This is a genomic window from Streptomyces tanashiensis, from assembly GCF_014648895.1.
Lineage (GTDB): Bacteria > Actinomycetota > Actinomycetes > Streptomycetales > Streptomycetaceae > Streptomyces > Streptomyces tanashiensis.
On record NZ_BMRZ01000005.1, the window covers coordinates 187,354 to 204,356 of the forward strand.

Consider the following 17,003-nt stretch of genomic DNA (forward strand, 5'->3'; position numbering starts at 1 on the left):
GGGGTCTCTTCATCGTGCGCAAGCGCACTCTCTCGGCCGCGACCTCGTTCGCGGTCCTCGTCAGCTCCGCGGCCCTGGTCGCGGGCGCGGCCGGCCAGGCGGCCGCCGACAGCAGCAAGGCCCTTCCGCTGTCGTCCGTGGGCGACATGGTGGTGGACGGCGTCCACCGGAAGATCTTCGTCAGCGACCCGTACCTCGGGAAGGTCGTCGCGACCGACTACGCGGGCACGGTGCTGAGCACCGTCACCGGCCTGCCCGGGGTCACCGGGCTCGCCCTCTCCGCCGACTCGGGGAGCCTGTACGCCGCGGTGCCGGGCGCCGACGCCGTGGTCGCCCTGGACGCGCAGGCGGTGACCGAGCGGGCCCGGTACGCCACCGGCGAGGGCACCGACCCGCAGTACGTGGCCTCCGCGGGCGGCAGGATCTGGTTCGGCTACGGCACGAACGAGGACGGTGACATCGGTTCGATCGACACGTCCGGCGAGCAGCCCGTGGTGACCCTGGGCCAGGACGCGGAGATCAACTACTCCGGCGCCCCGCGGCTCGTCGCCTCGCCGACGGACCCGAACGCCATCGCCGCCGTGTCCTCGTACTACCACTGGTTCCGGATCGGTGCGTACGACGTGAGCACGGGCACCGCGGTCCGCACCGCGCGGTCGTCCGAGTCCGAATCGTCCAGCGGGGGCATGGTCGGCGACCTCGCCTACACCCAGGACGGCAGCCGTCTGATCACGGCATCCGCGGGCAACCGCCACCGGGTCTGGCGGACGTCGGACCTCGCCGAGGTCGGGGCCTACGCCAGCTCGTACCACGGCGCCGCCGTGGCCGTCGCCGCCGACGGCACGGTGGCGGCGGGATCCGTCGCCGCGTACGACCCGGACGTGTTCGTCTACCGGCCGGGCGAGACGAAGGCCGTGCGCCAGTACGACTTCCCCAACACCGGGATCTACAGCGGTGGCGACAGCCTCGCCTACGGTGCCCTCGCCTGGGAGCCGGGCGGCAGCCGGCTGTTCGCGGTGACCACGGCCAGCAGCGGCGACAGCACGCGCCTGCACGTCCTGGACCAGCCCACCAAGTCCGTGCCGACGGTCACCGTGAAGGCCACGGCCGGCGTGACGGTCCTCAAGGCGGTCACCGTCTCCGGCACGGTCGCGGCGACGCTGGGGCTGCCGGTCGGCACGCCGCTCACCGCGACGCGGTACGACGCCGAGTTCCCGAAGGGCAAGGCGCTCGGCACGAAGAAGCTCGGGGCGTACGGGTCGTTCTCGTTCACCGACACCCCGACCGCGGCGGGGAACGTCACCTACCGGGTGACGTACGCGGGCGACGCCACGCACGTGGGCGCGAGCGGCACGGCGCTGGTCAAGGTGGCACCGTTCAAGACCGCGCTCACGCTGGACCAGAACCGTCGCACCGTCAACTACGGCACCAACGTGACGTACACCGCCACCCTCGGCTGGTCGTACCGGAACCGGGTGGTGGAGATCTGGTCCGACCCGTACGGGGCGGAGCCCAAGCGGCTGCTCAAGCGCGGCACGGTCAACTCGGCGGGCAAGCTGTCGGTGACGACGAGGATGACCCGCGACACCTGGGTGACCGCGGACTTCGCCGGTGACACCCGCTCCGGCCGCGCCCACGTCGGATCCACCGTGTACACGCGGGCCGGTCTGACGACCGCGCTGTCCCGGCACTACAAGTGGTCGAAGATCGGCACCATCTGGTACCAGACGTACCACCAGACCAGCGACCCGCTGGTCACCGCGTGGAACAACCCGTACCCGGGCCGCAAGACCAAGTACGAGCTCCAGGTCTGGTCCTCGGGCGCCTGGCGCACCGGCGCCGAGGACTACGTCCCGCTGACCAGCGGCGGCATGGCGTACTTCGCGTTCGACGGCGACGGAGCGGCCGGCATCCGCGCCCGGATCCGCACGGCGTACGTGGACGGCACGTCCGGTGACGACGTGAACACCACGGTCTACGGCGCCTGGAAGTACTTCAACTTCACCCGCTGACCCGTCGGCCCCGCCGCCCCGCCCACCGGACTCCGGTGGGCGGGGCTTCGGCGTTCGCGGGATCATGCAGGCATGGACATCCGGATGAGATCCGGGACGGGACACTGGATCCTCTTCACCACCGTCCTCGGGTCCGGGATGGCGCTGCTCGACTCGACCGTCGTCAATGTCGCCCTGCCGCACATCGGCGAGGACCTGGACGCCGACCTCGCCGTCCTCCAGTGGACGGTCAACGCCTACATGCTGACCCTCGCCGGGCTGATCCTGCTCGGCGGCTCGCTCGGCGACCGGTTCGGCCGGCGGAAGGTCTTCGTCATCGGGGTGGTGTGGTTCGCCCTCGCCTCCCTGCTGTGCGGGCTCGCCCCGAACGCCGGGGTGTTGATCGGGGCCCGCGCGCTCCAGGGCGTGGGCGGGGCGCTGCTCACGCCCGGCTCCCTCGCGCTGATCCAGGCGAGCTTCCACGAGGACGACCGGGCGCGGGCCGTCGGGCTCTGGTCGGGCTTCGGCGGGGTGGGCGCGGCCATCGGGCCGTTCGTGGGCGGCTGGCTGGTGGACGGTCCCGGCTGGCGGTGGGTGTTCCTGCTGAACGTGCCGCTGGCCGCCGTCTGCGTGCCGGTCGCCCTCCGGCACGTGCCGGAGTCGCGGGACGAGACCGCGCACGGCCGGTTCGACGTGCTCGGCGCGGTCCTGGGCGCGGCGGCGCTCGCCCTCGTCACGTACGCGCTGATCGGCGCGGCCTGGTGGGCCGGGGCGGCCGGGGTGCTGGTCGGGGCCGGGTTCGTGGTGGTGGAGCGGCGGCGCGGGGAGCGGGCCATGGTGCCGCCGTCGATCTTCCGCTCGCGCCTGTTCACCGCGGTCAACCTGGTCACGCTGTGTGTGTACGCGGCGTTCGGCGGTTTCTTCTTCCTGGCGGCCCTCCAGCTCCAGGTGGTCTCGGGGTACTCGGCGCTGGGCGCCGGTATGGCCATGCTGCCCACGACCGTGCTGATGCTGCTGCTCTCGGCGAAGTCCGGGGAGCTGGGGGAGCGGATCGGCCCCCGGATCCCGCTCACCGTGGGGCCGCTGCTGTGCGCGGCGGGGATGCTGCTGATGCTGCGGGTCGGGGAGGACGCCTCGTACGTCCAGGACGTGCTGCCGGCCATGGTGGTGCTCGGGCTCGGCATGACGGCCCTGGTCGCCCCGCTCACCGCCACCGTCCTCGCCTCGGTGGACGTGTCACGGGCGGGCCTCGCGAGCGGCATCAACAACGCGGCCGCCCGCGCGGCCGGGCTGATCGCGGTGGCCGCGCTGCCGCTGCTCGCCGGGATGGGCCCGGAGGCGTACCTCTCGGCGGAGGAGTTCGACGCGACGTTCCGGCGGGCGATGCCGATGTGCGCGGGGATCCTGGTGGTGGGCGCGGGCCTGGCCTGGACGACGATGCGGACGCCGGCCGCACCGGCGGACTGCCATCCGGAGTGCAAGGTCCACTGCGGGGTGCAGGCCCCGCCCCTGGACCCGGGACAGCGGGACGCCCCCGTCCGGGAGGCCCCCGCCGGGGAAGGGGACGGAGGGGCCGGCTCCTGAGGCAGACTGGGGCCCATGGCCATCCACGAGAACCTCCTGGGGGGACCGGCCCCCACCCACCTGCCCGACGACCCGGGTCCGCGCGAGCTGCTCGCGAACGGTACGGCGCCGGCGGACGTCGCCGCGAAGTACCCGACCTCCTCGCTCGCCTGGGCCCAGCTCGCCGACGACGCCTACGAGCGCGGCTCGGTCGTCGAGTCGTACGCCTACGCCCGTACCGGCTACCACCGCGGCCTGGACGCGCTGCGCCGCAACGGCTGGAAGGGCCACGGCCCGGTGCCGTGGGAGCACGAGCCGAACCGCGGCTTCCTGCGCGCCCTGCACGCCCTGGCCCGTGCGGCCGGTGAGATCGGCGAGAAGGACGAGTACGAGCGCTGCACGACCTTCCTGCGGGACTCCTCGGAGACCGCGGCGGAGACGCTCGGCTGACGCCTCCCGGCACCTGACGGAGCTCGTCACGGCACGCCCTTTCCCCCTCCGCGGGGGAAAGGGCGTCCCTGTTGATCGAACTCCGATTCGTGTCATGATGCGCTTGGGACGCGCGCGAAGAAGCACGCCTCCCGAGGGGACCGGAGCTCCCGTGGCGCCGCAGAGCGTGCACGGTGGAGCGGACCGCTACCCGGTAGCACGTATCGAGGAGACAGAAATGTCCACCTTCCCCGATGCCTCCGGAGCCGGATCGGTCGTCGACGACCCGAACCTCGACTTCGCGGGCACGACGCCGTACGAGGACTACGTCCAGGCGGACGTCCTCACCCACCTCCAGCACCTCCGCTCGGAAGACCCCGGCGAGATGGTCTTCCTGGTCACCACCCAGGTCATGGAGCTGTGGTTCACGGTGATCGTCCACGAGTGGGAGACCGCGAGCCGCGCCCTGCGCGAGGACCGCGTCCCCGTCGCGATGGACGCGCTCAAGCGCTCCGTGCGCGAGCTGGAGGCCCTCAACCACTCCTGGCGTCCGCTCGCCCAGCTCACCCCCGCCCAGTTCAACGCCTACCGGGCGGCGCTCGGCGAGGGCTCCGGCTTCCAGTCGGCGATGTACCGGCGGATGGAGTTCCTGCTCGGCGAGAAGTCCGCGTCGATGCTCGTCCCGCACCGGGGCGCGCCGCGCGTCCACGCCGAGCTGGAGAAGGCGCTCCACGAGCCGAGCCTGTACGACGAGGTCCTCGGGCTCCTCGCCCGGCGCGGCCTGCCCGTGCCGGCGGCGGTCCTCGGCCGTGACCTGGCGCAGCGGTACGAGCCCTCGCCCGAGGTCGAGGCGGTCTGGGCCGGCATCTACGCGGACGCCGACCAGAACGGCGAGCTCGTCCGGCTCGGCGAGGCCCTCAGCGACGTCGCCGAGCTGGTCTGGCGCTGGCGCAACGACCACCTGGTGGCGACCCGGCGCGCGATGGGCGCGAAGACCGGCACCGGCGGCTCCGCGGGCGTGGCCTGGCTGGAGAAGCGGGCCCAGAAGAACGTGTTCCCCGAGCTCTGGACGGCCCGCAGCCATGTCTGAGACGTACGAGGAGAGGGCCGCCCGCCTGGACGCGGCCGACGGACTGGCCGGGCACCGCGAGAAGTTCGCCCTCGACGAGGCGACCGTCTACCTCGACGGCAACTCGCTGGGCGCCCTGCCCGCGCACGTCCCGGCCCGCATGGCCGACGTCATCGGCCGCGAGTGGGGCGAGCTGCGCATCCGTTCCTGGGACGAGTCCGGCTGGTGGACCGCGCCCGAGCGGATCGGCGACCGGATAGCGCCGATCGTCGGGGCCGCCCCGGGGCAGATCGTCGTGGGCGACTCGACGAGCGTGAACGTCTTCAAGGCGGTCGTCGCCGCCGCCCGGCTGAGCGGTGAGGGCCGGGACGAGATCCTCGTCGACGCGACGACCTTTCCCACGGACGGGTACATCGCGGCCTCCGCGGCGCGGATGACGGGTCACGAGATCGTGGCATGCGACCCGGCCGACATGGCGGCCGCGGTGAGCGACCGCACGGCCCTCGCGCTCGTCAACCACGTCGACTACCGCACGGGCCGGCTCCAGGACCTGCCCGGGCTCACCGCCGCGCTCCACGCGGCGGGCGCGCTCGCCGTCTGGGACCTGTGCCACAGCGCGGGCGCGCTGCCCGTCGGCCTGGACGCCCACGGCGTCGACCTGGCCGTCGGCTGCACCTACAAGTACCTGAACGGCGGCCCCGGCTCGCCCGCGTACCTGTACGTCGCCGAGCGCCACCAGGCCGCCTTCGACTCGCCGCTGCCCGGCTGGAACTCGCACGCCGACCCGTTCGGCATGACCCCCGGCTACGAGGCGGCGTCCGGCGCGCTCCGGGGCCGGGTCGGCACGCCCGACATCCTGTCCATGCTGGCCCTCGAAGCGGCGCTGGACGTCTGGGACGGGGTCGATGTCGAGGACGTGCGGGCCAAGTCCCTCGCCCTGACGGACTTCTTCCTGGAGTGCGTCGAGGCGTACGTCCCCGAGGGCCGCGTCACCTCCGTGACCCCCGCGGCGCACGGCGAGCGCGGCAGCCAGGTGGCGCTGCGCTGCGCGGACGCGCCCGCCGTCATGGCGGAACTGATCAAGCGCGGCGTCGTCGGGGATCTGCGCCGCCCGGACATCCTGCGGTTCGGCTTCACGCCGCTGTACGTGGGGTTCGTGGACGCGGAGCGGGCGGCGAGGACCCTCGCGGAGGTTCTTCGGTAGGTCGGATCATCGCCTGATCTGCGGGGGTTCCGGGGCTGGTACCGTCCCCGCAGGTCAGGCCGATTCGGCCCCGTACCCGAGAGGTTGGAACAGCATGCCGGATCCCGCCGCGCGCGATGCCGCCGAAGAGGCGTCGGCCTTCTCGCACCCGGCCGTAGCCCCGGACGCCACCGCCGCGTACGGCGACCACCCGGACCAGGTGGTCGACTTCTACGCCCCGCGCGACGGGCGCACCCGGGCCCCGCTCGTCGTCGCCCTGCACGGCGGCGCCTGGCGGGCACCGTACGACCGGCAGCACCTGACCCCTTTCGTGGACTTCCTGGCCCGGCGGGGCTTCGCCGTGGCGAACGTCGAGTACCGGCGCGGCCCCGGCCTCCCCCATCAGGGCGGTACGGCCCCGGTCGCCGGTCGCTGGCCGGAGACCTTCGACGACGTGGCGGCGGCGCTCGACGCCGTGCCCGACCTGGCCGCCGCCCACCTGCCGCAGGCCGACCCGCGGCGGACCGTCCTCACCGGCCACTCGGCGGGCGGCCACCTCGCGCTGTGGGCCGCCGCCCGGCACGTCCTGCCCGCGGGCTCGCCCTGGCGCCTGCCGGCCCCGCCGGAGCTGCGCGGGGTCGTCGCCCTCGCCCCGATCGCCCACTTCGGGCGGGCGGTGGAGCTCGGGGTGTGCGGCGGCGCGGTCACCCAGCTCCTCGGCGGGGAGGCGGAGTACGCGGCGCGCGCGGCGGCCACGGACCCGTCCGCCCTCCTCCCGACCGGCATCGCGACCACCGTCGTCCAGGGCCGCGAGGACGCCGACGTGCCGTACGCGGTGGCCGAGGCGTACGCGGAGGCGGCGGCGAAGGCGGGCGAGGAGGTCGGTCTGACGCTCCTGGAGGGCATCGGCCACTTCCCGCTGATCGACCCGGCGGCGGACGCGTGCGCGGTGGTGGCGGAGGAGATCGCCCAGCTGGCCTGGTGAAGCGGAATTCCCCTGTCCACTCGTACAACCCTTCGAGAGGATCGCGAGTCTCATCGGGCGTCGCACTCCCGTGCCCGTTCTTCTCGTGGGGGTTTCACCTTGCAGCTCCGTTCCACCGGCACCCGTCTCGCCCTGGCCGTCACGGCCGTCCTCGCCGTCACGGCCGTGGGCGCGGGCACCCTGGCCACGGCCCCGACCGCCTTCGCGGCGACCACGGCCCCGGCCGAACAGGCTGACGCCCTTCCCGTTCTTCCGGAGGGCTCCGAGCTCGGGGGCGTGGGCTCCACCGGGTTCCTCAGCTGGTCCTTCGACAGGTCGGGGACGAGGATCCTGGTCTGGACGCCGTACGACGGCGGGGATCCGATCCGGTTCCAGGCTCCGGACGGCGGTGGCTTCGCCGTGGGCGGCGGCGACGTGGTCGTCCTCGGCGACGCGAGCTGGACTCTCCAGATGCGCAAGCTCACCCTGCGGAACATGGCCGCCCCGGCGGCCCCGGCCGTGGCCATCGACCTGGCCGCCCTGAAGGGCACCTTCGTGGCCGTGCTCAGCCCGACGAGCGTGCTCGCGCAGATCGAGACGGAGGACGGCTGGGAACTGCACGTCGTGACCAGGAACGGCGCCACGACGACCAGCCGCAAGATCGATGGTCTGCCGGAGGACGCCAACGAGTTCACCGCCTCGACGGTTCAGGACGGCCACGTCCTCGTCGGGTACGCGACGGGGCCGTACGAGGCGCGGACGGGTGGCAGGGCCCTGGTCGACGTGGCGGCCGGGACGGTGACCGAGCCCTACGCCTCCGTCGAGTCCGGCTACGACTTCACCAGCCTCATGTTCTCCGGTTCGCATGTGGCCTGGCTCGACTACACGTACGAGGACGGGCTGTACGTCACGTCCGTCGACCGCAAGACGGGCGAGCGGAAGAAGACCGTCCTGGGCCCCCGCGACAGCCAGGCGTACTTCGGGCTCGTGGGTGGCTGGCTGGTGTACGGGTCCCCCTCGGAGCCCGCTCGGGCCGTCTCCCTGACCGGCGGCGAGACCCGCGACCTCGGCGTCACGGCGTCGGCCGCGGCGTCCTCGGCCGACGGCAGCATGGTGCTGCAGGGCAGCCGGGCCACCGACGGCGACGGGCTGTTCCGCGTCGCGGCAGCGGAGGACGGTGCCCCGACGGTCACCAAGGCCGCGGCGACGGGCACGCTGGTGATGCCGCTGGCCATCGAGGAGGTCCACGTCCCCGAGGTGGTGAACCTCGACAAGACCGGCGGCAGGGTCACCCTGGGCTGGACGCTGTCGCGCGCCGACGCCTACCTGGACGTCACGCTCACGCACATCGCCACCGGCAAGGAGATCAAGAAGCGCCTGACCGCCCCCGAGTCCGGCACCGAGTTCTCCTTCGACTGGCACGGCGAGATCGAGCGGATGGACGGGGACGTGGACGCCCCGAACGGCAAGTACGCCGTCGAGGCCGAGGCGACGCTGCTCGACGGTACCGGTGAGCCCGCGTACCAGGGCTGGTTCATGAACCTCACCCGGACGTACAACTCGCACGACTTCAACGACAACGGCTCCACCGACGTCCTCTTCCGGGACACCGATGGAGTGCTGTGGCGTGAGGACCTGAGGGACCACACGCCGCTCTACGGCGAGGTCAGGACGACCAAGGCCACCCGTATTGGCGCGGGCTGGGGGATCTACAAGCAGATCGAGGCCGTCGGCAACGTGGGCGGCGCCGCCACCGGCGATGTGGTCGCGGTCGACGGATCCGGCGTGCAGTGGCTCTACCTGGGCAAGGGCGACGGCACGTTCGCCCCCCGCCGCCAGGTCGGCACGGGCTGGGGGATCTACAACAAGATCGCCGGTGGCTCGGACCTCGACGGCGACGGCCGCTCCGACCTCGTGGCCACGGACAGCGCCGGTGCCCTGTGGTTCTACAAGGGCACGGGCGACTACGCGAAGCCGTACGCGGCCCGCGTCCGGGTCGGTGGCGGCTGGCAGGTCTACAACCAGCTCGTCGCCGTCGGGAACATCGCCGGCACCGCCGCCGGGGACCTGGTCGCCCGCGACACCACCGGTGTCCTCTGGCTCTACCAGGGCAACGGCCGCGGCGGCTTCGCCACCCGCGTGAAGGTCGGCGGCGGCTGGGGCGCCTATTCCCACCTCGTCGGCTCCGACGACCTCACCAACGAGGGGCGCCCCGACCTGATCGCGGCCGATACACGCTACGCGTACGTCTACCGCTCGACGGGCGACGTCACCACGCCCTTCCGCAGTCGTCAGACAACGGACCTGTTCACTCACAACGGCCTCTGGTTCAACATCGTCGCCTGAGACCTGCCCTAGTCCTCAAGGGGGACCCGGAAGGATCCGCATCCAGCGGGACGACCGGGTCCCCCACCCCCCGTACCTTTTTCGGTGTGACTCAGACACAGACCACCGAGACGAGCCGCAGCCCCGAGTTCCGCCTGGCGCAGGACGCCCTCGGCGGTCTGCGCGCGGACCTCTTCCACGACGCCTTCGCCTACCGGCCGATGTCGCGCATGGACGTGAACACCGGGCCGACGCGCTTCCTGCCCGCGCGGATACGGATCTACGCGGGCCTCTTCCCGCACGCGGTCGTGGCGTTCTGCGCCGTGATCGTCTTCGCTCTGGGGTACGAGCGCATCTACTACGCCTTCGGTCTGCTGGCGTTCGTGACCACCTCCGCACCGGCCGTGATCGTGCTGCTCACCCTGGTCCGGCCGGTGCTCGCCTTCTGGGCCTCGCTCGCGGCGGCGCCCTTCGTGGGGTACATCACCGGGTACGACGGCGGCTGGCCCTGGGCGGCGAACTCGCTCGCCGCCCACCTGGTCGTCCTCGCCGTCGTCGCCGCCCGCACCCGGCCCCGTACGGCCGCCTGGATGTGGGTGGTGACGGCCGGCTACTGCCTCTTCTTCGAGATGTTCCTCGGGGTCGGGCGCGGCTCCGACTCGGTGCCGCTGCTGTTCGTCGCGGCTCTGGTCCTGCTCACCGTCACCGTCTTCCAGGTCCGCCGCCAGGCGACCCGTGACGTCTCCGCCCAGCAGACCGTCACCGCCCAGGAACGCTCCCGGCGGACCCTCCTGGAGGAGCGGACGACCATCGCCCGCGAGCTGCACGACGTCGTCGCCCACCACATGTCGGTGGTCGCCATCCAGGCGGAGGCCGCGCCCTACCGGGTGGAGAACCCGCCGCCGGAGCTGGAGCAGGCCTTCCTCACCATCCGGGAGAACGCCGTCGCCGCGCTGACCGAGCTGCGCCGCATCCTCGGGGTCGTCCGGGCCGAGGACTACGAGGCGCCCGACGCCCCGCAGCCGACCCTCGGCGACCTGGACGGGCTCGTCGCCAATGTCCGCGAGGCCGGGCTGGACGTCGAGAAGACGGTGACCGGCGCGGTGCGCGAGCTGCCGCAGGGCGTGGAGCTCTCCGCGTACCGGATCGTCCAGGAGGCCCTGTCGAACGTGCTGCGGCACGCTCCGGGCGCGGCGGCGAAGGTCGAGGTCAGCTATGTCCTGGGCGGTCTCGGCCTGCGCATCGCCAACGGTCCCGCGCGCGGTCTCGTGAAGCCTTCGCCGGGGGCCGGGCACGGCATCACCGGAATGCGGGAGCGTGTGACGATGCTGGGCGGGGAGATGACGGCCGAGGCGACCGACGACGGTGGCTACGAGGTGACGGCCTTCGTCCCCGTGAGCCGCGAGGAGGTCCAGCCGTGATCCGCGTACTGATCGTCGACGACCAGATGATGGTCCGTGAGGGGTTCTCGGTGCTGCTCGGCGCGATGCCGGACATCGAGGTCGTCGGGGAGGCGGTCAACGGCCGGGAGGCGATCGCGCAGGTCGCCGCCCTCCGTCCCGACGTGGTCCTCATGGACATCCGGATGCCCGAGCTGAACGGCATCGACGCCACCCGGGAGATCGTCGCCGCCGACGCGGAAGCGAAGGTGCTCGTCCTGACGACCTTCGACCTCGACGAGTACGTGTACCAGGCGCTGCGCGCCGGGGCCTCCGGCTTCCTCCTCAAGGACGCCTCGGCCCGGCAGCTCGCGGACGGCGTGCGGGTGGTCGCCGCGGGCGAGGCGCTGCTCGCGCCGACCGTCACCAAGCGGCTGATCACCGAGTTCGCGAAGGCGCCCGGCAGCTCCCCGCGCCCGCCGGCGATGGCGCAGATCGGCGAGCTGACGGAGCGGGAGACGGAGGTCCTCGTCCTCATCGCCCAGGGCCTGTCGAACGCCGAGATCGCCGACCATCTCGTCGTCGCCGAGTCGACGATCAAGACGCACGTCAGCCGGATCCTGGTGAAGCTGGGCCTGCGCGACCGCACCCAGGCGGCGGTCTTCGCGTACGAGGCGGGCCTGGTACGCGTCGGCGGCTGAGCCGGCCACCCGCCGGATCCGGTACGCGTCGGTGGCCGAGCGGTTGCCGTGTCGGGGCCGGTGCGCGTCGGTGGCCGAGGGGCGGTCGTGTCGGGGCCGGTGCGCCGGCGGTCGAGCACCCGCCGAGCGGCGGTCGTGTCGTCCGGGCCGGGGCGCGGGGGTAGCGTCCGGTCATGGATGCTGTGGAGGCTGTGTACGACCCCTGGTCGGCGGAGTTCGTCGCCGATCCCTATCCCGCCTACGCCCAGCTGCGCGCCGCCGGCCGCGCCCACTGGCACGGTCCCACCCGGCAGTGGCTCGTCCCGCACTACGAGGACGTGTCGGCGCTGCTGCGGGACCGGCGCCTCGGCCGGACCTACACCCATCGCTTCACGCACGAGGAGTTCGGGCGGGCGGCGCCGGACGCCGCGTACGAGCCGTTCCACACGCTCAACGACCACGGGCTGCTCGATCTGGAGGCGGCCGACCACACCCGGATCCGCCGGCTCGTCTCGAAGGCGTTCACGCCGAGGACGGTGGAGAACCTGACGCCGACGGTACGGCGCCTCGCGGCCGGGCTCGTCGGTGACCTGGTGGCGGCGGGCGGCGGCGACCTGCTGTCCGCCGTCGCCGAGCCCCTTCCGGTCGCGGTGATCGCCGAGATGCTCGGCATCCCGGCGGAGGACGAGGAACGGGGGCGGCTGCGCCCCTGGTCGGCGGCGATCTGCGGGATGTTCGAGCTGAATCCCTCGGAGGAGACGGCCCGGCGGGCGGTCGAGGCCTCCATCGCGTTCTCCGCGTACCTGCGGGAGCTGATCGCGCGGCGGCGGAAGAGCCCGGGGGAGGACCTGATCTCGTCCCTGATCGCGGTGGAGGAGCTGACGGAACAGGAGATGATCTCCACCTGTGTCCTGCTCCTCAACGCGGGTCACGAGGCCACCGTCAACACCACGGTCAACGGCTGGTGGACCCTCTTCCGGCAGGGCGTCCGTCCTGATCCCGAAAAGTTGTCCACAGCTGTGGAAGAACTTCTGCGCTACGACACCCCGCTCCAGATGTTCGAGCGCTGGGTCCTCGACGACATCGAGCTCGGCGGCGTCACCATCCCGCGCGGCTCCGAGGTCGCCCTCCTCTTCGGCTCCGCCAACCGCGACCCGGCCCGCTTCGGCCCCACCGCCGACGTCCTCGACCTCGAACGGGCCGACAACCCGCACATCACCTTCGGCGCCGGCATCCACTACTGCCTGGGCGCCCCGCTCGCCCGCCTGGAACTGACGGCGGTCTTCGGTGAGTTGCTGCGCCAGGCCCCCGGCCTCCGTCTCGCGGCCGAACCGGTGTGGAAGCCGGGCTACGTCATCCGGGGCTTCGAGGAGCTGCTCGTGGAGGTGTGACCCGGCCCCCCGGCTCAGCATGTGCCCGCCAGGACCTGGCGGAGGCGGGTCGCGTACGCCTCCGGGTGGCTGGTGTTGCCGTTGTGGCCGCCGGGGAACTCGACCAGTTCATGGCCGACGAGCTCGGCCAGTGAGGCCGCGCACAGGTAGTCGAAGACGGTGCGCGGGGTGGTGCGGCCGGCCGCGGGGATGATGCGCGTGCCGGTGCCCGCCAGCGCGGAGGGGTCGAGCGTGTCATGGACGATCGCGCCGAAGTCGTGGCGGATGAAGTGGTCGAAGTTGGAGATCCGCCGGGCGTCCATCGGCTGGGGCGTCAGGCCGGGCTCGGCGTCGGTGCGGGCGGGGTCTATGCCCAGGGTCCGCGCGATCTCCGGCAGTGCGGCGCCGAGACCTCCCTGGTCGTACAGCTCCTGGAGGCCGATGAGCTCCCGCTCGTGGTGGGTGCGCTCCCGGTCCGACAGCAGGCGCGGGGCGACGGGCTCGTGGGCGACGAGCGTGTGGATCAGGCCGGGGTGGCGCACGGCCGTGTGCAGTCCGATGACGGCTCCCAGGCTGCAGCCGAGCATGAGGACGGGCGCGTCGGTGAGGGCGGTGAGCAGGCGGTGGACGTCGTCGGCGTGCTCGGTCAGCGTCGCCCCCCGCTCCGGGGCGTCGAGCCGGCTGCGGGAGAGGCCGCGGCGGTCGTAGGTGATCACGCGGTAGGAGTCGGCGAGCCGGTCGACGAGGTCGGTGCTGCGGTCGGCGTCGCCCTCCCCGCTCTGCGAGATCAGCAGCGTCGGGCCGGTGCCCCGGACCTGGTGGTGCAGGACCGCGCCGGGCACGTCGAGCGTGCCGACGGTCGTGGTCGTGGCGGTGTCGGTCGCGGTCATGGTGGTGCTCCCCCTTCGTGTGCGGCGGGCCTCGCGCCCCCGTCCTCCTCACCAACGTTATTCCATCCAACTCGATACATCAATCCCGATGCATCAAGATGGATGAATCTATGTGGATGTACCTTGACGGGGTGAATGGAGCCGAACTGTTCCTGCTGGGCCGCGTCCTGATGAAGATCGGCGAGGAGGCGCTGCCCGAGCCTCCCGGTGGCGAGGGCCGGTACGCCGGCAGCGCCCGGCTGGTGCTGATCGTCGCCGGCGACATCGCCGCCCACCCCGGCAGCGCCGTCGGCGAGATCGCCGCCCGGACCGGTCTGCCGCAGAGCCAGGTGTCCACCGCCGTGGCCCGGTTGAAGGAGGCCGGCTCGGTGCAGGCCGTGCCGGACCCCGCCGACCGGCGCCGTGTGCTCGTGCGCCCCGCCCCGGAGGCGTCGGGGCGCGTGGCGGAGGTGCGGGCCACCCGGATCGAGAGCGCGCTCGCCGCGGCCCTGGGGTCCGACGACCCCGAGCGCCTGGGTGAGGTCACCCAGGCGCTCGAAGTGCTGGCCCGCACGCTCATGCCGGCGTCGCCGGCCCGCTCCTGAGAGCACGCCTCCTGAGAGCACGCCTCCCGGGGCTTACCGCCCCGCAAGCCGCACGGAGCCTCGGCACACCTCCTGAGCCGTCCCGGCCTCAGCCCGTCACGTCCCGCCGTCGCAGCCCCGCCAGCCCCGCCGCCGTCAGGGCCGCCGCCAGAGCCGTCAGGGCCAGGACCGGGGTCCAGGTCATGTCCGGGCCCGGCAGCTTCGGCAGGTGGCCGAAGGGGGAGAGGTCCAGGACCGCCCCGGGCAGGCCGAGCGCCGGTCCGATCCACCCGAGGGCCAGGCACAGCCCGGCCATGCCCCACGCGGCGTTCGCGGCCTTCGGGGCGGCGCCCCAGAGCAGCACCGCGAGCCCGGCGAGCGTCCAGACGGCCGGGAGCTGGACGAGCGCGGCCCCCAGGATCGGGCCGAGGTCGTGCCCGTACGACAGGGCCAGGCCGATTCCGGCGAGGACCAGGATCAGGGCCGAGCCGCCGAAGGCGATCACCAGGTGCCCGGCGGCCCACCGGAGCCGGCCGAGGGCGCCCGCGAGGAGCGGTTCGGCCCGCCCCGAGCTCTCCTCTCCGTACGGCCGCAGCACGGACCCGACCGCGTACAGCGCCGCGAGCATCCCGAGCAGGGAGACCATGGTGGCGAGGAAGGCGTCGGTGAGCGCGCTCTGGCCGCCCATCCGCTCGAAGATCTCGCGGGCCCGTTCGTTGTCGCCGACGAGGTCGGCCGCGCCCTCGGCCATCCCGCCGAAGGCGAGCCCGCCGAGCAGGAAGCCGAGCGACCAGCCGAGGAGGGTGCCGCGCTGGAGCCGCCACGCGAGCGCCCCGGCGGTGGCGAGGCGGCCCTCGGCCGGGCCGGGCCGGGTCGCGAGGAAGCTCGCGCCGACGTCCCGGCGGGCGGTCAGCGCGTACGCCGCCGCCGTCTGCGCGAGGACGGCCGCGAGGATCAGGAGCAGCACCCACCAGCGCTCGCCGGCGAAGGCGCGGACCTGCTCGGCCCACCCGATCGGCGAGAGCCACGTCAGGAAGGACGAACCGCCCGCGTCGCCCGCCGCCCGCAGGGCGAACGCCAGGCCGAGGACGGCCGCCGTCAGGCCCTTGGCGAGCCGGGCGCTCTCCGTGACCTGGGCGGCGAGCGCGGCCGTGGTCGCGAAGACCATGCCGGTGCCGGCGACCGCCAGACCGAGCGCGAGCGCCCCGGCGGTGCCCTGTCCGGCGAGGCCGGCGGTGATGAGGAGGGCGATCGCCGTGTTGAGGGCGAGGGCGGTGAGGAGCGCGGCCGTCAGCGGGGCCCGGCGGCCCACCGCACCGGCGGACAGCATCTCCTGACGGCCCGTCTCCTCCTCCTCGCGGGTGTGCCGGACCACCACGATCAGGCTCGCGACGGCGGCGAGGACCGCGCCGAAGGTGCCGAAGCGCCAGGCGACGAGCCCGCCGAGGGAGTCGCCGAAGACCGGCCCGTACAGCGCGCGCATCGAGCTGTTGGCGGTCATCGTGGCGGCGGCCTCGGCCCGCTCGGCTGCCGTGCCGTACAGCCCCTCCAGGGAGCCGGCGCCGCTCGCGACCATCCCGCCGGTGACGAGCGCCCAGACGGGGAGCGTCAGCCGGTCGCGGCGCAGGGCGAGCCGTGTGAGGACGCCGGTGCCGGTCATCGGGCGGCCTCCTCCGTGTAGTGCCGGAGGAAGAGCTCCTCCAGGGTGGGCGGGGTGGAGGTGAGGCTCCGTACGCCCGTGGCGGTCAGGGAGCGGAGGGCGGCGTCGAGCCTGTCGGTGTCGACCTGGAACGTCACCCGGCCGCCCCGCACGTCGAGGCCGTGGACGCCGGGGAGGTGGGCGAGGCCGTTGGGCGGTCCGGCGAGTTCGGCGGTGACGCTGGTACGGGTCAGGTGCCGCAGCTCCGCGAGCGAACCCGACTCGACGGTCCGGCCCTTGCGGACGATGCTGACCCGGTCGCAGAGGGCCTCGACCTCGCTGAGGATGTGCGAGGACAGGAGCACCGTCCGACCCTGCCGGCGGGCCTCCTCCACGCAGTCCTGGAAGACCTCCTCCATCAGCGGGTCGAGGCCGCTGGTCGGCTCGTCGAGGACGAGCAGGTCGACGTCGGAGGCGAAGGCGGCGACCAGGGCGACCTTCTGGCGGTTGCCCTTGGAGTAGGTGCGGCCCTTCTTGGTGGGGTCGAGCTCGAAGCGTTCGATGAGCTCGGCGCGCCGGGCCCGGTCGAGGCCGCCGCCCCCGCGCAGCCGTCCGTACAGGTCGATGACCTCGCCGCCGGACAGGTTGCGCCAGAGGGTCACGTCGCCGGGGACGTACGCGATGCGGCGGTGCAGCTCGACGGCGTCCTTCCAGGGGTCGCGGCCGAGGAGCTGGGCGGCGCCGGAGTCGGCGCGGAGGAGGCCCAGGAGGACCCGGATGGTGGTGGACTTCCCGGCGCCGTTGGGGCCGAGGAAGCCGTGGACCTCGCCGGTCTCGACGGTGAGGTCGAGGCCGTCGAGCGCGTGGGTGCGCCCGAAGGACTTGTGGAGTCCGACGACGCTGATTGCCTTCGTCATGCTTCTGAACGTACGGTAGTTTCACAAATTTGTGAAGTTAA

At 73.1% G+C, this 17,003-nt stretch carries 14 protein-coding genes; 11 read left to right on the forward strand and 3 right to left on the reverse strand.

Going from position 1 to position 17,003, the window contains the following annotated elements; all coding sequences use genetic code 11:
- Positions 1 to 14 precede the first annotated feature (14 nt).
- The 10 genes from IE237_RS18725 to IE237_RS18770 all read left to right on the forward strand — a co-directional run bounded on the left by IE237_RS18725 (position 15) and on the right by IE237_RS18770 (position 12,974).
- Positions 15 to 2,012: a YncE family protein gene (locus IE237_RS18725; RefSeq protein ID WP_189803149.1), complete on the forward strand. Its 1,998-nt coding sequence runs from the start codon at positions 15 to 17 to the stop codon at positions 2,010 to 2,012.
- 72 nt (positions 2,013 to 2,084) lie between these two features.
- Positions 2,085 to 3,575 carry an MFS transporter gene (locus IE237_RS18730; RefSeq protein WP_189803150.1) on the forward strand — a complete coding sequence of 497 codons (1,491 nt, stop codon included), beginning with the start codon at positions 2,085 to 2,087 and terminating at the stop codon, positions 3,573 to 3,575.
- 15 nt (positions 3,576 to 3,590) lie between these two features.
- Positions 3,591 to 4,004: a DUF3151 domain-containing protein gene (locus IE237_RS18735; protein WP_189803151.1), complete on the forward strand. Its 414-nt coding sequence runs from the start codon at positions 3,591 to 3,593 to the stop codon at positions 4,002 to 4,004.
- A gap of 217 nt (positions 4,005 to 4,221) precedes the next feature.
- Entirely contained in the window at positions 4,222 to 5,073 is an 852-nt protein-coding gene (locus IE237_RS18740) for a tryptophan 2,3-dioxygenase (RefSeq protein WP_189803152.1), read from the forward strand.
- Complete coding sequence (kynU, locus tag IE237_RS18745; RefSeq protein ID WP_189803153.1) at positions 5,066 to 6,256, forward strand: kynureninase; 1,191 nt, start codon at positions 5,066 to 5,068, stop codon at positions 6,254 to 6,256. The genes IE237_RS18740 and kynU overlap by 8 nt, the downstream gene beginning before the upstream one ends.
- A gap of 94 nt (positions 6,257 to 6,350) precedes the next feature.
- A complete protein-coding gene (locus tag IE237_RS18750; protein ID WP_189803154.1) occupies positions 6,351 to 7,220 on the forward strand; it encodes an alpha/beta hydrolase in 870 nt (289 codons plus the stop codon).
- A gap of 99 nt (positions 7,221 to 7,319) precedes the next feature.
- Entirely contained in the window at positions 7,320 to 9,545 is a 2,226-nt protein-coding gene (locus tag IE237_RS18755; RefSeq protein WP_189803155.1) for an FG-GAP repeat domain-containing protein, read from the forward strand.
- Positions 9,546 to 9,631: 86 nt separating this feature from the next.
- A complete protein-coding gene (locus tag IE237_RS18760; RefSeq protein ID WP_189803156.1) occupies positions 9,632 to 10,945 on the forward strand; it encodes a sensor histidine kinase in 1,314 nt (437 codons plus the stop codon).
- Positions 10,942 to 11,604, forward strand: a complete 663-nt coding sequence (locus IE237_RS18765) for a response regulator (RefSeq protein WP_189803157.1) — start codon at positions 10,942 to 10,944, stop codon at positions 11,602 to 11,604. Before IE237_RS18760 ends, IE237_RS18765 begins: the two co-directional genes overlap by 4 nt.
- Before the next feature lie 173 nt (positions 11,605 to 11,777).
- Entirely contained in the window at positions 11,778 to 12,974 is a 1,197-nt protein-coding gene (locus IE237_RS18770) for a cytochrome P450 (RefSeq protein WP_370468204.1), read from the forward strand.
- A 14-nt stretch (positions 12,975 to 12,988) separates the two neighbouring features.
- Here the strand turns inward: IE237_RS18770 and IE237_RS18775 are convergent, their stop codons facing one another.
- The gene (locus IE237_RS18775; protein WP_189803158.1) at positions 12,989 to 13,843 is read right to left on the reverse strand and encodes an alpha/beta fold hydrolase; all 855 of its coding nucleotides are present in this window, start codon (positions 13,841 to 13,843) and stop codon (positions 12,989 to 12,991) included.
- A 170-nt stretch (positions 13,844 to 14,013) separates the two neighbouring features.
- On the opposite strand from IE237_RS18775, the gene IE237_RS18780 reads away from it, so the two are divergent.
- Positions 14,014 to 14,427 carry a MarR family winged helix-turn-helix transcriptional regulator gene (locus tag IE237_RS18780; protein ID WP_390162306.1) on the forward strand — a complete coding sequence of 138 codons (414 nt, stop codon included), beginning with the start codon at positions 14,014 to 14,016 and terminating at the stop codon, positions 14,425 to 14,427.
- 88 nt (positions 14,428 to 14,515) lie between these two features.
- Here IE237_RS18780 and IE237_RS18785 read toward each other — a convergent pair whose 3' ends face one another.
- Together IE237_RS18785 and IE237_RS18790 are read right to left on the reverse strand one after the other, a co-directional pair.
- Entirely contained in the window at positions 14,516 to 16,066 is a 1,551-nt protein-coding gene (locus tag IE237_RS18785; protein ID WP_189803159.1) for an ABC transporter permease, read from the reverse strand.
- Positions 16,063 to 16,962 (reverse strand): ABC transporter ATP-binding protein, encoded by a 900-nt coding sequence (locus IE237_RS18790; protein ID WP_189803160.1) that lies wholly within the window; start codon positions 16,960 to 16,962, stop codon positions 16,063 to 16,065. Before IE237_RS18790 ends, IE237_RS18785 begins: the two co-directional genes overlap by 4 nt.
- Between the last annotated feature and the right edge of the window lie 41 nt (positions 16,963 to 17,003).